The sequence below is a fragment of the Mesobacillus subterraneus genome (assembly GCF_023715485.1).
Taxonomy (GTDB): Bacteria; Bacillota; Bacilli; order Bacillales; family Cytobacillaceae; genus Mesobacillus; species Mesobacillus subterraneus_B.
Map to the genome: position 1 here is coordinate 138,852 of NZ_JAMBOF010000002.1, position 17,424 is coordinate 156,275.

The window sequence follows — 17,424 nt, forward strand, 5'->3', positions numbered from 1 at the left end:
GGGAAGTTTGAAGAGAAGCCAATTTACTTATAACAACTAAATCTAACAAGCCTTGCAGTACTACTGCAAGGCTTGTTCAATTTACGCTTTCAATACATCATGATCCACATAGCGTTCGCCATTCAATTCACTGATAACGTTAATCGCAACCTTGGCACCATCGCCTGCTGTAATGATTGTATGCATGCTTACACCCGCGCAAGTGCCTGCTGCCCATACGCCTTCCACATTCGTCTTTCCAGCAGCATCGACGTCGAAAATCGTCTTGATTCTAGGTTCGGTGCCGTCCTTCGTTTTTAGGCCGGATGCTTCCGCAACATCTGTCATCATGCCTGTTGCAAGAATGACATGCTTCGCTTCATATTCTCCGTTTTCCGTTACAATCTTAACACCATTTTCTGTTTTATTCACAGCAGTTACGGTCGTTACCACAAATTCCGCACCGAACTTTTTCGCCTGGCTGATTCCTGTTTCAACTAAATCAGGGCCAGCGATTGCAGGAGCACCATAGTGGTTCTCCATCCATGCACGCTTCGTTACACTTTTGTTGCTGTCTAGAACAACTGTCTTCTTGCCAGCCTTTGCTGCAAAAATAGCTGCGCTTCCGCCCGCCGGGCCTGCTCCGATAATTGCTACATCATACATAGGAAAATCCCTCCTTTTATTTATTGCAATATAATCATATCAGATTTCTTTCTGTAAGCGAATATTTTAAAACTAGGAGTTTTATCGCAAAAAAGCTCACCCTGTTGGATGAGCCTGACACATCGCAGTCCTCCTGCTTAAGTAGCGGTACTATTCTACTTTTATCCACGAATCCATCAAAAATGGCGACCGTAGTATCCAGCCGACCTTCCTTAACATTATTAATTCGTCTGCTGCTGATACAACAAAGCCTGTGCAATACCAACAAAATATTCGGATTCCCGGATGATATGATCCAATACAACCTTTGCTGTCGGGTTGTTTTTCACAGCTTCGCTTTCTGTTTTAATTTGCTCACAAAGTTTGATAAAATCCAGGCTTTGCTGAAGATAATAGGAGGTTAACTTCAGGACGTGCTGATGGAGCTGGGCAGGTATGTAATTGCCTGACCTTGTCACCGTTTCAATAAACCTCAATACTTGATGCCTCGTCTTCCCTAATACCTTTTCCCACTGTTTTAGCGAATCAACATACTTTTGTTCTAAATCCGGCGTCAGCTCGCGGATGACAACGGTGTGTTCCTCCTCCTGATGCTTCCAGAATTCCGCTTCATCCAAAATTCGCAAGGGCATTTGATGTCCATAGTAAAACTGCATTATCTCCCCCCTCAAATTCTAATCGTATGAAATGTATGTCTTTAATTCCTTACATATGCTTATTTGGAATATGTTAAAGTAAGGGAAAGCCATTTGGAAAAAATACTCTTTTACACGAATGGGGAACGGACTATGCGACAATTTTTTGAACCTGGCAAGGAAAGTGTATTCCAGTTGTTTTCAAATGCTCATCTTTTAACGCTGGCTGCTTTTCTAATTACCATTATCTTATTGTTCTTGTTTCGTAAGCCATTAAGGACAACTAAAATAAATCGAGTTTCACGCGTTGGGTTATTTCTGATCTTGATCATCTCAGAATTAAGCCTTCAAGCATGGCTGTGGTGGAGTGGGTATTGGGGATACCAATATTCCTTGCCTCTACATCTCAGCAGTATCTCGCTCATTCTTTCCGCCATTTTGCTTCTCACAAAAAGGTATGCATTATTTGAATTCACTTATTTTGTAGGCGTCGGCAGTGCGCTGCAAGCAATGCTTACACCTGACATCAGCCTGTATACATTTCCCCATTACCGCTATATCCATTTCTTCATCTCTCACGGAGGAACGGTGATAGCCAATCTGTTCATGGTTTTCGTCGAAGGGTACAAGCCAACTGGAAGGTCAATTTGGAGGGCGTTTTTATGGTTAAACGCTTATACAGTAATTATTTTCATAGTTAACTATCTGATTGAAGGTAATTATATGTACATTTCCGAAAAGCCTGTAAACCCCTCCCTCATTGATTACTTAGGACCATGGCCATGGTATATCCTTTCATTGGAAGGAATTGCGTTCATTACCTTTTTGATTTTGTATTTGCCGTTTTGGGTAATATCCAAAATGGAAAGTAAAAGAGCATTGCCTTCTGATTCGAGGTAATGCTCTTTCTTTATGGCTGTTATCACCTTGATTATTGCTTACGCTTATACTTTATATTCCGTATTACTCTGTGATCCTTAAGATTGTTGAACAAAAAAGTAAGAAGTGGCTTCTGGATTTTAAAGTTTTCTTGGTTCAGAAACAACGCAAGAGAGCAACTTTTTTCCATATGCGAAAACAGCCTTTATTTAAAATCTTTTTTATTCTCTTAATTCTTTTAAATTCAATAAGTATGTAGGTTCATGAGATTTTCATTGCGAGAGCAGCTCTTTTCAAAATAAATATGAAAAACCCCCTCCCTATCGTTTATTCCTAACAATAAAAAGAAGTTAATATATGAATTTTCCACTCACCTCATCTATCAAGTATAGCTGCTTGTTGGAATTGGCAGAGTACGATGATTGCCTGTTTCCGAAAGCCAAGCCCCTCCACCAACGTGAATAAGAGATATTAATTTTTTTTATATAAGAATTCTCACAAAATGTTAACTTAGATATTTTTCAAAACATCAATGCTTTTTTGATATAACTTTATTTAGCGTAATTAATGTATGTATATTATCTATAGTACAACAGAGTGACAAAGGTCTCAGAGACTAGAAAACAGTTCACACATCGTTCGTTTTACGCCATAAAAACAGTGATGCCAATCACGATATTAGAATTTTCAAAAGGATAAAATTATTTCAAGAAATGTCTTTAAGTAAATATTAGTAAATAGGAGGAAGGAAAATGAGGTTAAAACTATTAAGTTACACATTTTTTTCAGTTATGATTTTTTTCATAACCGCTTGCAGTACAATTTCGTCTTCAGAAAACCCACAACAAACAAATGATTCAAAAATAACCGCTTCTGCTGCCACCTCTAACAACTTTGGCCCACATGAAAATGTAAATCAACCGCCGGTACCTTTAAAAATTGAACGAGTTAGCGAAAATGAAGTGAATGTAGAAATGACGGCACAAATCACGGATATCGAGATCTCTAAAGGAAATATGTATAAAGCTTGGACATTTAACGGTGAAGCTCCTGGTCCTGTAGTGGTCGTGAAGGAAGGTGACATCATTAATTTTAAATTAATCAATATGGACCCTTCTATACCTCATAGTATGGACTTTCATGCAGTACATGCAGCTCCTTCTAAGGATTTTATTGATGTTATGCCAAATGAAAGCGGTTTCTTTACGTACCAAGCAAATAAACCTGGTGTATTTATGTATCATTGTGGTACAAAGCCGGTTTTATCACATATTGCAAATGGAATGCACGGAACAATGATTGTGATGCCAAAGGATGGCTATCCAAATGATGGTAAAATCAATCGCGAATTTTTAATTATCCAAAATGAATGGTATAAGTATAACGATCTAGAGGATTTTACTAATGGAGTGCCAAGCAACGTTGTTTTTTCAACCAAGGCATTAAAGGAAGGACAACTTAACACTAATGGCGTGGTAGGAGGTTTAGTAGATACTCCTCTTTTAGCAAAAGTTGGTGACCGAATTCGTCTTTACGTAAACAATGTCGGTCCAAATGAAGTCAGTAGTTTCCATGTTGTTGGAACGATATTTGATGATGTCTATATCGATGGAAATCCGTTTAATCATATGAAAGGAATACAAACAGTCATGTTACCTGCGAGTGGTGGTGCAGTAGTCGAGTTTACGGTAACAAAAGAAGGTAACTATCCAATCGTCACTCATCAATTTAACCATGTCACCAAGGGCGCTGTTGGAATGATTAAGGTAACAAAGGATGGGAAGGATGACGGAAGTGCAACAGCTGGGCATTAAGAGTAGCGCAAGCGCCTTGGTCAGCCCCGACAAACAGGCAGTCCTTAAATTGGAACGAAAGAAAGCAGTTTCCTTTCTAATAGGAAACTGCTTTGTTTTATCTAAAGGCTGTTTTCGCTAAACTTACCGACTCTCTGTTACGTTACGGAAGTTGCCAAGCAACATTATAGTCATTGTATCCGCCATAGTACTGCCAAATTTGTGCTTTTTCGGTTGTTCCCGGGAAATTGCCCCAGTCTGGATTGCTGATTGTTAAATCTTCAGGAATGTCACCAGGGTAATAGGCCACCCAGTAAGCTCCCGGAGTGCTTGGCGAAAATTCTCCCATTGAAACTTCCCAGCTCCATTGTGAGGAATAGGTACCAGGCTTAACGCCTTCACCATATTGATTCAGATAATTGACAAAAGCGGTATATATCGCTTGATTGTTTGCATAGTCATACTCTTTCGTACCTGTTAAAGCCGGTTCTACATCAATAAAGATAACAGGTCTTGCTTTCGAACCATAGACACTTTTCATAGCTTCATAGGTTTCTAGTGCCAATTTTGCCTGCTGTGCCCCCCACTCACTTGCAGAAGTTCCTGCGGGCGCCTGTTGCATACCTGTTAAAAACCAATAACCATAAACATATGCAGCTTCCTCTGCTCTTGCACTGCTGAAAAATTTTCCGCTGCCTGTGCCTGCGTCAAATTGAACCACGCTTCCATATCCCAACTTGCCGAGGTAAAAATCATTCCCCGCTGGATTCGGTATAGCCGTAGCTGAATCAGTCCCAAAAAAATATTCCGTTAGGACTTCATCTTCGGTCTTTTCTTCTTCCGATGAGCTATTCGCAAAAATCGCCGAGTTTTGGGAAGCATGGATTCTTGCTGTTTCACTGGCATGTACACTTGCCTGAGATTTTACGCTTCTATCTTCTTTCTTTTGTTGGATCTCAGCTTTCGCTACTGCTTTAGGCTGAGCGGAAACTTCTGGCTTTACTTCTGCTTTTGGCTGAGCAGGAACCTCAGGCTTCACTCGTGCTTCGTGCTGAGCAGGTACCTCAGCAGGAGTTGTTTTTTCGCTAGCATGTAAATTTTGCTGACTGTTTACTTGAACAGCTTTAACAGGTTCCGTTTTTGCTTTATCAAGTGAAGCGGCTTCAGTGAAATGGCCTCCTGAAATGACGCCAAAAGACAATACTGTGGTTGCGACGAAAGATTTTACAAGTTTCTTTAAGTTTTTCATTCTCATTTTACTCCCTTTAAATTATCGTTTTTATTTAGCTAACTAAGCAATAAACGTTAAGAAAAAAGGAGCTTCTTTTGGCGGTGGTGAAGGTGGGGCATTGATCCATTGATGACAGTACTTAGCCTGGCGGGAAGTATAAATTTGGCCAAAGTTCCAACCAAAATTTTCATCCCAGTCAATCCAATTTGTAATAAAGCTTATTGAGCCTGCCCCTGCGCTGATCTGTTCATTTGTTTGCCCTCCAGGAGATTGCGTTCGTTGTGGAGGGTTACTCATGATGTCAATAACTCTAGGTTTCTTCCTATTGTCAAATGGAGTTTTCTGTTTGTCCTCCATTAAGGATTTCTCCACCAAATTCAGGGAACTGCTTTTCTTTTTTGATACTGAAAGCTTATCATTTTCTATAAAAACATCTGGCTTGGCATTTCCGCCAGGAGAGTGGCTGGGTTGATGTTCCTCGTAATTCCTTTGAATTGGAGAAAGTATCTTGGTGGCCTTTGTAAACTTAGCAGTGACAGCTTTTGGCACTGCTTGAGTCGGTGCCCGGCCTTTCTCCTTTACAGCAGGTTCAGGAGGTTTCCCAGCCTTCATCTTCTTTTTAATAGAAGGAATGACCTTTTCATTGCTCCTATTCGTCTTGTCTGGTAACTTTTGAACAGGTTTAATTAATTGGGTTTTCTGGATATCATTTTTCTGTTCTGGTTTTTGAGTCACCAGGTCTGGCTTCTTATTCACGTTATCAGGATTAACGGGGACTGCTTTATTCGAGGCCTCTGGAGTAACGGCTTTAGGTAAAATTTGATTATGTACTTCAGAATTATGAGGTACCGGCTGACCGGATGAACCATTTTTCTCTGCCAATGCATTATTCGGAAAGAAAGCGGCCCCCCCTAAAAAAACACCCATCAAAATAAAATGCCGGATGCGCACTATCTCACCCCCTTTCGGAAGCAGGGATTCATCACTTCCATGGAGAGCATTCGACAGGGTTATACAATTTTTTGTCGGTTGTTTGCTCCTTTAAAACGAAAGAGTGCTTTTAACCCAAGCTGATTTTATTATAGTTGAGTCCATTTTCCTTGGTTATGGGACTATTTGTATTTGTCGAATGGAGAGAAACTGACTCCTTTGGAGATGAATAAACTATGAAAAGTGAAGTATCTTTTCAACAAGTTATACTTCAGATAAAATAAATATAAGAACATATGTTTTATTTTAAGTAAGAAAGGGAGGAAGGGAGGAAGATTAAGTGGAAGCGTGGGAAGCAAGCTATATTGCAGGTATTATAGATGGAGAAGGCACCATTACTCTAACAAGGATGCATGAAAAGGAACACCGTCGACCAACCATTACTATTGCTTCAACAGATAAGGAACTTTTGATGTATATCCAGTCACTAATTGGAGGAGTAATAAATAATAAGAAGAATTATAGACCAGAAGTTCACAAATCCTCTTATACTTTAAGTATTAAAAACAAATTTGAGGTACTATCCACATTAAAACAAATACACCCTTTTTTAAGAATCGATCGAAAGCGAATACGGGCATTGTGGATATTAAATCATTACGAGTTAGTTACTCCACGCAATGGCAAATATAAACCCGAAATGTTAAAAGCAAAAATAGAATTTGAAGACTTTTTCTTTAGGATTTAAAAAGACTATGGTTTTATAGTTAACTTATATAATAAAAGAAAGCATAAGCCTGCCATTTGGCAAACTTATGCTTTAGGTCACACAAAAAATAAAAATCCACCAATATATGTATTGGTGGAGACGGTGGGACGTGCTATTCCATGCTTTCGTCATGGCACTGACTATATCATGAACCTGTTTGACCAGGTCCTCCGGCGTCTTATGCGAGATTTAGTTTTACCCGGACTCCCGGGCAGATCACGCATCCTAGTACTGCCAGGTTGGCAGCCTATAAGTCGATACATGGCTGTTGGATTGCTCCACATACCACTCGGCATTGCCTTATCGCGCTAAGCGACTTAGGTTTCACCGATAAAGCCGGATTTTCACTTGCATGTTGCCACACAAGGCGACTAATTACTAATCGAACCCACGTCCAAAGATATTGGCACTTAAGCTTCTACGAGTGTAGTCGGCATATTGGCGCTTCGCTGGTCCTTTTGCCTACCGACAGGCGGCCGGCCAGCTAGCCTGGTTGTTCTCTTCCTTCATCCTCAGGCGGTGGAATCCGGCGTAGCCCACTTAGAGTGAGTCCGCTACCCTACCACATGGGCGATGGAGGGGCGAACCGCTATGCAGTATTAAGCTGCGAAAGCGAAGTTGTTGTTTTGTTTGCCAGTTATAGGCGTTGACGTTTTAACGAGGCCGATCCCCTCGACTCGCCACCTAAGCTCAAACTACCCCTGTCGAATCCGTAACGTCCCCATATAAAAGGTTGCTGTATCTGTGATACAGACGTTAGGAGAACTCGGAAAGCCGAGCATAAGTTATGTTGTCACTCGCTGGTGACAGTTCTCATTATATCACATTGAGTGTTTTTTTCAACTGGTACACTCTTCCTCAGCTGACATGGTTACATTTTCTGGCGTTCGCGGAATGCACGCTCGATATCACGGCCTGCTTCCTTCTTCTTCAGAGTTTCACGCTTGTCATAGTTCTTTTTACCCTTACCAAGACCGATTAAAACCTTTGCGAATCCATTCTTCAGATAAAGCTTCAGGGGCACTAGTGTAAATCCTGCTTCCTTCGTTTCACCGATCAACTGGGCGATCTGGCGTTTGTGCAGCAGCAGCTTCCTCGTCCTTAACGGTTCATGGTTATAACGGTTTCCTTGTTCATAAGGACTGATATGCATATTGTATAGATACATTTCACCGTTATGGACCCTCGCGTATGAATCCTTCAGTTGGACACGACCGCCACGGATTGCTTTAATCTCAGTACCCTGGAGGACAATCCCTGCTTCATATGTGTCTTCAATAAAATAATCGTGGTTCGCCTTTTTGTTTTGCGCGACGACTTTCCCTTCACCTTTTGGCATAAAACTTCCCCCTTCTTTTGTTTATCATTTTAGCAAATAACCCCTGCTCCCACAACGAAAAGCGCAAACACGTTGGCTTACAGGACAAGAGAGAGCCCCTTGTAGGCAGGAGCTCTCAATTTCCAAGTTGCTTATTTTCTCTTTTTAGATTTGCGTTTAGCGGCTGGAGCATTCTCAAAGAACTTTTTCTTTTTGCTCTTCGGCTTTGAACCGGATCCGGCACCATTTCTGCTGCCGCCTCCTGATCCGCCACGTCCGCCTCTTTGCTTGCCTTCTTCTTCTTTACCACTGCGCGGCTTCTTCAGGTTGCTGCCAGTCTTGAATATCTTTGGAGCAGCTGGGCGCTCACGTCTCGGAGTTCCCTTCATGCCAACGATCTCAAAGTCAATCGAACGCTCATCTTTGTTGACGTTGATGACGCGCACAGTGATTTCATCACCGATGCGGAAGACGTTTCCGGTACGCTCGCCAATCATCGCCAACTGGCGTTCTTCGTATCGGTAATAATCGTCCGTCATGTAGCTGACATGGACTAGTCCTTCGATGGTATTCGGGAGCTCGACGAACATTCCAAAATTCGTTACCGAACTGATGATGCCATCGTATTCAGTGCCAACTTTGTCTTCCATGTATTCCGCTTTTTTCAGCTCGTCGGTTTCACGTTCTGCTTCAACTGCGCGGCGTTCCATGTTGGATGAATGTTCAGCGATATCCGGAAGCATCGCGTTCCATTTTTCCTTTGTGGCCTGATCCAGTTTGCCTTCGATTAAATAAGTCCTGATCAATCGGTGGACAATCAAATCCGGGTAACGGCGGATCGGCGATGTGAAGTGGGTGTAGAATTCAGTTGATAACCCGAAATGGCCCAGACTTTCCGGATAATATTTTGCCTGCTGCATCGAACGGAGCATCACAGTTGAAACAACCATTTCCTCCGGCTTCCCTTGGACTTCCTCGATGATTTCCTGGAGTGCCCGTGGGTGTACGCCATTCGCCGAACCTCTGACTAGATAGCCAAAGTTTGTGATGAAATCAAAGAATTTCCTTAGCTTATCCTCTTTCGGATCCTCGTGGATACGGTAGATGAAGGGAACATCAAGCCAGTGAAAATGCTCTGCAATTGTTTCGTTCGCTGCTAGCATGAATTCCTCAATCAGCTTTTCAGCAACAGATCTTTCCCTTAGGACAACATCTGTAGGATGACCTTCTTCATCGACAAGAACCTTAGATTCCTTGAAATCAAAATCGATTGCTCCTCTTTCCATTCGCTTTTTGCGAAGGATGGCCGCAAGTTCTTCCATCATTTCAAACATCGGAACAAGGGATTCATAGCGGGAACGCGTTTCTTCGTCTTTATCGACTAGAATTCTATTCACATCAAAATACGTCATCCGCTCCGTTGTTTTGATGACACTCTGATAGATTTCATGGTTAACGACCTGGCCATCAGGAGAGATTTCCATATTACATGACAGGGTCAGGCGGTCTACCTTCGGATTCAACGAGCAAATCCCGTTTGATAGACGATGAGGAATCATCGGGATAACCCTGTCAACCAAGTACACACTCGTCGCACGGTCCTCTGCTTCGCGGTCAATCGGTGAATCCTCGGTTACATAATAAGTAACATCGGCAATATGGACTCCAAGCTTATAGTTGCCGTTCTCAAGCCTTGTCACCTGGACAGCGTCATCAAGGTCCTTTGCATCAGCGCCGTCAATCGTAACAATTACCTCGTTACGAAGGTCACGGCGATTGGCAATCTCGCTCTCATTGATTTGGTCAGGTGCTTCAATTGCCTGCTGAAGTACTTCTGTAGGGAACTCAGTCGGCAATCCCTGCTTATGGATAACCGAAAGAATGTCTACTCCCGGGTCATTTTTATGGCCAAGGATTGCAACGACCTCACCCTCGGCACTCTTGCGCCCTTCGGGATAGGCAGTCAATTTCACAACGACCTTATGTCCTTCAACTGCACCCATTCCTGCTTCTTTCGGAATGAAAATATCACTCGCAAACTTCTTATCATCCGGCAGCACAAACCCGAAATGCTTGCTCTCGGTATAAGTACCGACGATTTGTGAAACGCCTCGCTCCAAAATGCGCACGACAGTACCTTCACGGCGCTGGCCGGAGCTATCCGAAGAAACACGCACTAAAACGGTATCCCCGTTCATGGCATTGTTCGTTTCATTCGGCGGGATGAAAATATCATCCATGCCAGGCTCCTCCGTGATTACAAAAGCGAACCCTTTCGCATGGGCACTCAAACGGCCTCGAACTAGATTCATCTTCTCAGGAAGTCCGTACCTGTCGCTGCGTGTCCTGACGACAAGCCCCTTTTCCTCCATGACAACAAGCGCCTTTACAAAATCCTTGAATGTCGATGAATCCTGGATTCCAAAAGCACTCTCAAGCTCCTGGACGGTAAGCGGCTTATAAGCCTCATCCTTCATATAATGTAAAAGCCTGTCTATATGGCTTTTAATATTTTCTTCCATATAAAATCCCTCCTTTATTAACGCTCTTTTCGTAAACTAATGTGCTTTCACTCGACTGTAAGTAAAAATCAGCTACCGGATTTTTACGGTTTTTCTTTCATCCTGGTTCAGAAACTTCCTCGAAAAGATCTCGATGCCCTGCTGAATACGGATATACAGAAAGCAACATCCAATACGAAGATATTCCTGTTTAGAGTTCTATCTTATTATTCTTTCCAATTTAATGATTCTAGAAACGCATAAACATCCTCATGCAGCTGGTCACGTTCTTTATCAAGCGTGATGACATGCCCGGATTCCTCATACCACTTGAGTTTTTTATGTTCGGCTTCGATGTTGTCAAAAATTATATTTGCACTATCCGGATCAATAATAATATCATTGCGTGCCTGGACAACGAAGGTTGGAGTGTAAATCAGGTCGATACTGCCTCTAACCTCTTTTATCAGCTCCTGAAGATCCTTTAAGGTAGCCATCGATTTTTTCTCAAGGTCCTTAACTTCAGCTTCAATCTGTTCCTCAGTCTTGCCTTCCATCTTCTTGTATTCCTTCGCATATTCCAGAACGCCGCGGTACATCAATTCTTCTGTCTTAAGGTGCATCGGGGCGCACATTGGGACAATTCCCTTTAATGGCATTGTATACCCGAGTTTTAGTGAAAGGACACCTCCAAGCGACAGTCCAGCAACAGCAATTTCCTCGTAGCCTTCACTTTTGAGGTACTCATAGCCAGTCAGCGCGTCCTGCCACCAGTCTTCTGGACCAGTATGTATCAGCTCTTCAGGCGGCACACCATGTCCTTTGAAAATCGGGGCATGTGATGTGTATCCCTTCCCTTCTAAAAATCGGCCCAGCATCCTGACATCTGCAGAATTACCAGTAAATCCATGCAGCAGCAATACTGCTCTTTTTCCAGCTTTAAATGTAAAAGGTCTTGGTACTAACTTTCTCATTTTCCTACTCCCTCTATATTACTAATCAAAAATGAATTAAATATCTTCCTTAGTTTTAACAAACCTGCTGTTAACATTCCAATTAAAAGCCCTTTATATATGTAAATACCCATAATTTATAGAAATATGTGATGTTTTGCTGCTCCATAAACACAACAAAACCCGGCCTCTATTGAAGCCGGGTCATTGTGTGTATTATAGCTTGAAATAAGTAACGGCCATAGTCAGAACAAAGAATAAAACAGAAAGAACAACAGTGACGCGGTGAAGGACAAGATCAAGACCTCGTGCCTTTTGCTTACCGAACAATTGCTCAGCGCCGCCGGAAATCGCACCTGAAAGACCAGCACTCTTTCCTGACTGAAGAAGGACAACTAAGATAAGTCCCAGGCTCACGATCACTAAAAGAATAGTTAAAAATGTATGCATGACGTACCTCCCGATAAAACTGCTTAACAGTATTTTAAATTTATCACATTTTCAGGAACTAAACAATACTTGTCCGAATAGTTACGAATTTAATAATCAAATTAAAAGAAACACAAATTGTGTTTCTCTTAAGTCTTTCTATGAGTTTTACCTGTATTTAGCGTAACGGAGCCGGCAGGATCGAATTTGACCTGTAGAGCATATCCGAAACCGTTGTGCATTTATAGCCGTTTTTATATAAAATCTCGAGTATATCCTCTACTGCCTTAACCGTTTGTGACCGATCTCCCCCTGCATCATGAAAAATGATGACATCTCCCGGACGTGTGTCGGAGATTACATTTTTGGTGATTTTTGCGGCGCCCGGTCTGCTCCAATCCCTTGTTTCCTGGTGCCATGACCAGAGGATCACATTGTAGCCGCCCTCGATGGCGGTATCCACAATTTCCTTATCATAATAGCCGGCAATCGGCCGGAAAAGGGATGGTGTGAGACCAGTGTAGCCTTTAATTACCTCAGCATTTTTCTCGAGTTCTTTTTTCAGCATAGCAGGTGAGTAGCCATCACGGAAATGATGCCGATAGGTGTGATTACCGATTTCATGCCCTTCTTTCGCCTGCCTTTTTATGATATCCGGGTATCTTTCTGCCTCTTCGCCAATCACGAAAAATGTAGCCTTGGCATCATATTTCTTTAATGCATCCAGGATTTGCGGGGTAAATGTAGGATCCGGGCCATCATCAAAGGTAAAAGCTACAAGCTTCTCCTCCACGGGGATATCCCAGAACACATGCCCCGTTTTTTCATATTTTGCTCGTTTGATTGAGGATGGTTCTTTTTTCTTGGACTTTTTAGTCGATGAACCTGTCTCGGCAGGTTTTTGATCAGCTGTGGCTATCACAATCCCCGAAACGAATGATGGTAGTGAAAAGAAAATCAAGATTGTAACAAGCAGGAACTTTTTCATATTAAACCAGCTCCCATCTTAGGTGAGTTTAGCTATAGTATTATGGATTATGAGCAAGTTTATTTCATGTATTGAGGGATGCCTATTTTTACCATTTAAGAGCGGGGGTGTGTTTTACGTGTACTTGTTTTAGATGACGGGAAGAATTTTGGATTTGCCTCTTTTTTTGCCCACATCGTTTTACCTTTTTGTCTATTTTAAAGGACAAGCTCTCATATTAAATAGCTCATTTTTTCAGAATGTCCATAAATTCACCTTTCTTAGACACTTTGACCCGATACACCCCCGGGAATGTCCATTAAATCACCTTTCTTAGACATTTTGACCTGATGCTCCTCCGGAAATGTCCATTAAATCACCTTTCTTAGACATTTTGACCTGATGCTCCTCCGGAAATGTCCATTAAATCACCTTTCTTAGACATTTTGACCTGATGCTCCTCCGGAAATATTCATTAAATCACCTTTCTTAGACATTTGACCTGATGCTCCTCCGGAAATGTCTAAGAAATCACTTTCAGCTTCATAATTTGATAAGTTTATTCAAGTTCTTAGGAGATTCCTCTACCCAAAATTATCGAGCGAACAACAAAAAACACCGGCAGCATCGTCATGCCACCGGCGTTTTGTTATACGGGGTTAATGTCGCTACTGGAGCGAACACCCATTAAATTACTTCTTAAGGTTGTAGAAAGATTTGATTCCGTTGAAGCGAGCTGTTTCGCCAAGCTGGTCTTCGATGCGAAGAAGCTGGTTGTATTTCGCTACGCGGTCTGTACGTGATGGTGCACCAGTTTTGATCTGGCCAGCGTTTGTTGCAACTGCGATGTCAGCGATTGTTGAATCTTCTGTTTCACCAGAACGGTGAGAGATTACAGCTGTGTAGCCTGCGCGCTGCGCCATTTCGATTGCGTCGAAAGTTTCTGTCAAAGTACCGATTTGGTTAACTTTGATCAGGATTGAGTTGCCAACGCCTTGCTCGATACCTTGAGCAAGCTTCTTCGTGTTCGTAACGAACAGGTCATCTCCAACAAGCTGAACTTTTCCGCCAAGGCGCTCAGTCAATAGCTTGTGGCCTTCCCAGTCGTTTTCATCCAAACCGTCTTCGATTGAGATGATTGGGTATTTAGAAGCCATTTCTTCGTACCAGTCAACCATTTCAGCAGAAGTTTTCACTACGCCTTCACCAGAAAGGTGGTACTTGCCGTCTTCTTTGTTGTAGAACTCAGAAGATGCAGCATCCATAGCCAGCATTACTTGCTCGCCTGGCTTGTAGCCTGCTTTTTCGATTGCTGTAACAATTGTTTGAAGAGCTTCTTCGTTTGAACCTAGGTTTGGAGCGAATCCACCTTCGTCACCTACAGCTGTGTTCAAGCCTTTTTCTTTTAAAACTGCTTTCAAGCTGTGGAAGATTTCAGTTCCCATGCGAAGTGCTTCACGGAAGTTTTCTGCTCCAACAGGCATAACCATGAATTCCTGGATGTCCACGTTGTTGTCAGCGTGCTCGCCACCGTTAACGATGTTCATCATTGGAACTGGAAGCTGCTTGGAGTTGAATCCGCCAAGGTATTGGTATAAAGGTAGGTCAAGGTAGTCTGCAGCAGCGTGTGCAACAGCCATGGAAACGCCAAGGATTGCGTTAGCGCCGAGCTTGCCTTTGTTTTCAGTTCCATCTAATTCGATTAGAGCCATGTCGATCCCATTTTGGTCAAGAACGTTGAACTCTTCGCCTACCAAGAATGGTGCGATGATTTCGTTCACGTTTTCAACTGCTTTTAAAACACCTTTTCCAAGGTAGCGGCCTTTGTCGCCGTCACGAAGTTCAACTGCTTCGTATTCACCAGTTGAAGCACCGCTTGGAACTAGTGCGCGTCCGAACGCGCCTGATTCTGTGAAAACTTCTACCTCAACTGTTGGGTTACCGCGGGAATCTAATACTTCGCGTGCGTATACGTCTGTAATGAATGGCATAGTAATCTCTCCTTATTTTTAAAGTTATTTTTTAACCAAAGATGTTCCAGTCATTTCTGCTGGCTTTTCAAGACCTAAAAGTTCAAGCATTGTTGGTGCAAGGTCGCCAAGCTTTCCCCCTTCACGGAGTTCAACACCGGGCTTCGTTACAATAACAGGCACCGGGTTTGTCGTATGTGCTGTCATTGGTGAACCTTCAAGGGTAACAACTTCATCAGCATTGCCGTGGTCAGCGGTGATGATTGCTGTACCACCCTTTGAAACGATCAGGTCAACGATACGGCCAAGGCATTCATCAACTGTTTCAACCGCTTTGATTGTTGGCTCAAGCATACCTGAGTGTCCAACCATGTCCGGATTTGCAAAGTTTAAAAGAATGGCATCGAACTTATCTGCTTCGATTTCTTTTACCAGTGCGTCCGTCAGTTCATAAGCGCTCATTTCCGGCTGCAAATCATAGGTTGCAACCTTCGGAGAGTTGATCAATAATCTCGTTTCTCCTGGAAACTCACTTTCACGGCCGCCGCTCATGAAGAACGTTACGTGTGGATACTTTTCCGTTTCAGCGATGCGCAGCTGTGTCATGCCAGCCTGTGAAATTACTTCACCAACCGTATTATCCAGGTTTGACGGTTCAAATGCAACAAAGCCATCAACCGTTTCGCTGAAATGCGTTAAACAAACAAAGTGCAGGTTCTCAGGGTGAGTTTCGCCACGTTCAAATGAACGGAAGTCTTTATTTGTAAAAGTGTTGGAAATCTGGATTGCACGGTCTGGACGGAAGTTGTAAAAAATGACAGCATCGTCGTTCTTGACTGTCGCAACTGGTGAACCATCTGGCTGAACAAGGACAGATGGGACAACGAATTCATCAAAGATTCCATTGTTGTAGTTATCTTCGATCAGTTCCATTGGGTTTGAATACGTAGGTCCATCACCGTACACCATTGAACGGTAGGATTTCTCCACTCGCTCCCAGCGCTTGTCGCGGTCCATAGAATAGTATCGCCCAGAAATCGTCGCAAATTCACCGACTCCGATTTCACTCATTTTTTCTAATGTTTGTTTAATATATCCTGGTCCTGTTTGCGGGCCAACATCACGGCCATCAAGGAATCCGTGTACATACACCTTTTCAAGGCCTTCGTCTGCAGCAAGCTTTAAAAGAGCAAACATATGCTCAATATGGCTGTGCACGCCACCGTCGGAAAGCAAGCCCATCAAATGCAGCGCTGTACCCTTTTCCTTCGCATGCTTGATCGCCGCAAGGAAGGTTTCGTTCTTTTCAAATTCGCCTTCACGAATTGAAATGTTCACGCGTGTAAGACTCTGGTAAACGATTCGGCCGGCACCAATGTTCAAGTGGCCAACCTCAGAGTTTCCCATTTGGCCCTCTGGCAGGCCAACCGCTTCACCGCTTGCGATCAGCTGTGCATGCGGAAAGTTGTTCCAGTAACGGTCGAAATTTGGCTTCTTAGCTTGGGCAACGGCATTTCCCATCCGTTCGCCGCGAAGTGCGAAGCCGTCCAGAATGATTAAAGCTGTTGGTGACTGTTTACTCATGAGTACCTGCCTCCAATAATTGCAAGAAGGAATCCGTCTCTAAGCTTGCTCCGCCGACTAATGCGCCGTCGATATCAGGCTGGGACATATATTCCTGGATGTTTCCTGGCTTTACGCTTCCGCCATATTGAATGCGGACTGCTTCAGCCACTTCCTGTGAGAATTGCTCTGCGATGACCTTGCGGATATGCGCGCAAGTTTCGTTTGCATCTTCAGCAGTAGAAGATTTGCCTGTTCCAATCGCCCAGATTGGCTCGTAAGCGATGACAGTTTGCTTAACCTGCTCATCAGAAAGACCGTTAAGCGCTGCTTTGATCTGTCCGCCAACAAATTCATTTGTTTCGCCATTTTCACGCTGCTCCAGTGTTTCACCACAGCAAACAATTGGAGTCAAATTGTATTTAAATGCTGACAAAGTCTTTTTGTTTACCGTTTCATCCGTTTCATTGAACATCTCACGGCGTTCAGAGTGTCCGATGACAACATATTTTGCACCGATTTCTTCTAGTGCAGCCGGGCTGATTTCGCCTGTAAAAGCACCGTTTTCTTCAAAATGCATATTTTGTGCCCCGATTTCAAGGTCGGATTCCTTTGTTAGCTCAACCAATTGTCCAAGGAACAATGCCGGAGCGCAAACAACGGATTCGACTTTATCCTTTGAAGGGACAAGGCCGGTTACTTCTTCAATGAATTTCTTAGCTTCAGGCAGCGTTTTATGCATTTTCCAGTTACCAGCAATAATAGGTTTTCGCATGCTGACACTTCCTTTCGAGTTTCCTGCTTTGTTTATGCAGTATTGGTTCATTTAAGCTTAATATAC

At 42.9% G+C, this 17,424-nt stretch carries 15 protein-coding genes and 1 other RNA gene; 3 read left to right on the top strand and 13 right to left on the bottom strand.

Features of this window, described 5'->3' with window-relative positions; all coding sequences use genetic code 11:
- Positions 1-81: 81 nt before the first annotated feature.
- Entirely contained in the window at positions 82-645 is a 564-nt protein-coding gene (locus M3204_RS03235; protein ID WP_251478496.1) for an FAD-dependent oxidoreductase, read from the bottom strand.
- A gap of 221 nt (positions 646-866) precedes the next feature.
- Entirely contained in the window at positions 867-1,301 is a 435-nt protein-coding gene (locus tag M3204_RS03240; RefSeq protein WP_251478498.1) for a DUF2935 domain-containing protein, read from the bottom strand.
- 132 nt (positions 1,302-1,433) lie between these two features.
- On the opposite strand from M3204_RS03240, the gene M3204_RS03245 reads away from it, so the two are divergent.
- Complete coding sequence (locus M3204_RS03245; protein ID WP_251478500.1) at positions 1,434-2,180, top strand: YwaF family protein; 747 nt, start codon at positions 1,434-1,436, stop codon at positions 2,178-2,180.
- 731 nt (positions 2,181-2,911) lie between these two features.
- Positions 2,912-3,973 carry a multicopper oxidase domain-containing protein gene (locus M3204_RS03250; protein ID WP_251478502.1) on the top strand — a complete coding sequence of 354 codons (1,062 nt, stop codon included), beginning with the start codon at positions 2,912-2,914 and terminating at the stop codon, positions 3,971-3,973.
- A 142-nt stretch (positions 3,974-4,115) separates the two neighbouring features.
- Here the strand turns inward: M3204_RS03250 and M3204_RS03255 are convergent, their stop codons facing one another.
- Positions 4,116-5,201: a hypothetical protein gene (locus M3204_RS03255; RefSeq protein WP_251478505.1), complete on the bottom strand. Its 1,086-nt coding sequence runs from the start codon at positions 5,199-5,201 to the stop codon at positions 4,116-4,118.
- A gap of 42 nt (positions 5,202-5,243) precedes the next feature.
- Positions 5,244-6,134, bottom strand: coding sequence for a hypothetical protein (locus tag M3204_RS03260; RefSeq protein ID WP_251478507.1), 891 nt, complete (start codon positions 6,132-6,134; stop codon positions 5,244-5,246).
- A gap of 319 nt (positions 6,135-6,453) precedes the next feature.
- Here M3204_RS03260 and M3204_RS03265 point away from each other — a divergent pair, with 319 nt between their 5' ends.
- Entirely contained in the window at positions 6,454-6,861 is a 408-nt protein-coding gene (locus M3204_RS03265) for an LAGLIDADG family homing endonuclease (protein ID WP_251478509.1), read from the top strand.
- Between the two features lie 400 nt (positions 6,862-7,261).
- Here the strand turns inward: M3204_RS03265 and ssrA are convergent.
- The 9 genes from ssrA to tpiA form a co-directional block, all read right to left on the bottom strand.
- Positions 7,262-7,597, bottom strand: a transfer-messenger RNA (tmRNA) gene (gene ssrA, locus M3204_RS03270).
- 156 nt (positions 7,598-7,753) lie between these two features.
- Positions 7,754-8,221 (bottom strand): SsrA-binding protein SmpB, encoded by a 468-nt coding sequence (gene smpB / locus M3204_RS03275; RefSeq protein WP_251478511.1) that lies wholly within the window; start codon positions 8,219-8,221, stop codon positions 7,754-7,756.
- Between the two features lie 131 nt (positions 8,222-8,352).
- A complete protein-coding gene (gene rnr, locus M3204_RS03280) occupies positions 8,353-10,722 on the bottom strand; it encodes a ribonuclease R (protein WP_251478513.1) in 2,370 nt (789 codons plus the stop codon).
- 206 nt (positions 10,723-10,928) lie between these two features.
- Positions 10,929-11,675: an alpha/beta hydrolase gene (locus tag M3204_RS03285; RefSeq protein ID WP_251478515.1), complete on the bottom strand. Its 747-nt coding sequence runs from the start codon at positions 11,673-11,675 to the stop codon at positions 10,929-10,931.
- Between the two features lie 195 nt (positions 11,676-11,870).
- Positions 11,871-12,104, bottom strand: coding sequence for a preprotein translocase subunit SecG (gene secG, locus M3204_RS03290; RefSeq protein ID WP_251478517.1), 234 nt, complete (start codon positions 12,102-12,104; stop codon positions 11,871-11,873).
- 157 nt (positions 12,105-12,261) lie between these two features.
- Entirely contained in the window at positions 12,262-13,071 is an 810-nt protein-coding gene (locus tag M3204_RS03295) for a polysaccharide deacetylase family protein (RefSeq protein WP_251478520.1), read from the bottom strand.
- Positions 13,072-13,742: 671 nt separating this feature from the next.
- Positions 13,743-15,041 (bottom strand): phosphopyruvate hydratase, encoded by a 1,299-nt coding sequence (eno, locus tag M3204_RS03300; RefSeq protein WP_251478522.1) that lies wholly within the window; start codon positions 15,039-15,041, stop codon positions 13,743-13,745.
- Between the two features lie 24 nt (positions 15,042-15,065).
- Positions 15,066-16,604, bottom strand: a complete 1,539-nt coding sequence (gpmI, locus tag M3204_RS03305; RefSeq protein WP_251478524.1) for a 2,3-bisphosphoglycerate-independent phosphoglycerate mutase — start codon at positions 16,602-16,604, stop codon at positions 15,066-15,068.
- Positions 16,597-17,358: a triose-phosphate isomerase gene (gene tpiA / locus M3204_RS03310; RefSeq protein ID WP_251478526.1), complete on the bottom strand. Its 762-nt coding sequence runs from the start codon at positions 17,356-17,358 to the stop codon at positions 16,597-16,599. The genes gpmI and tpiA overlap by 8 nt, the downstream gene beginning before the upstream one ends.
- Positions 17,359-17,424: the final 66 nt, after the last annotated feature.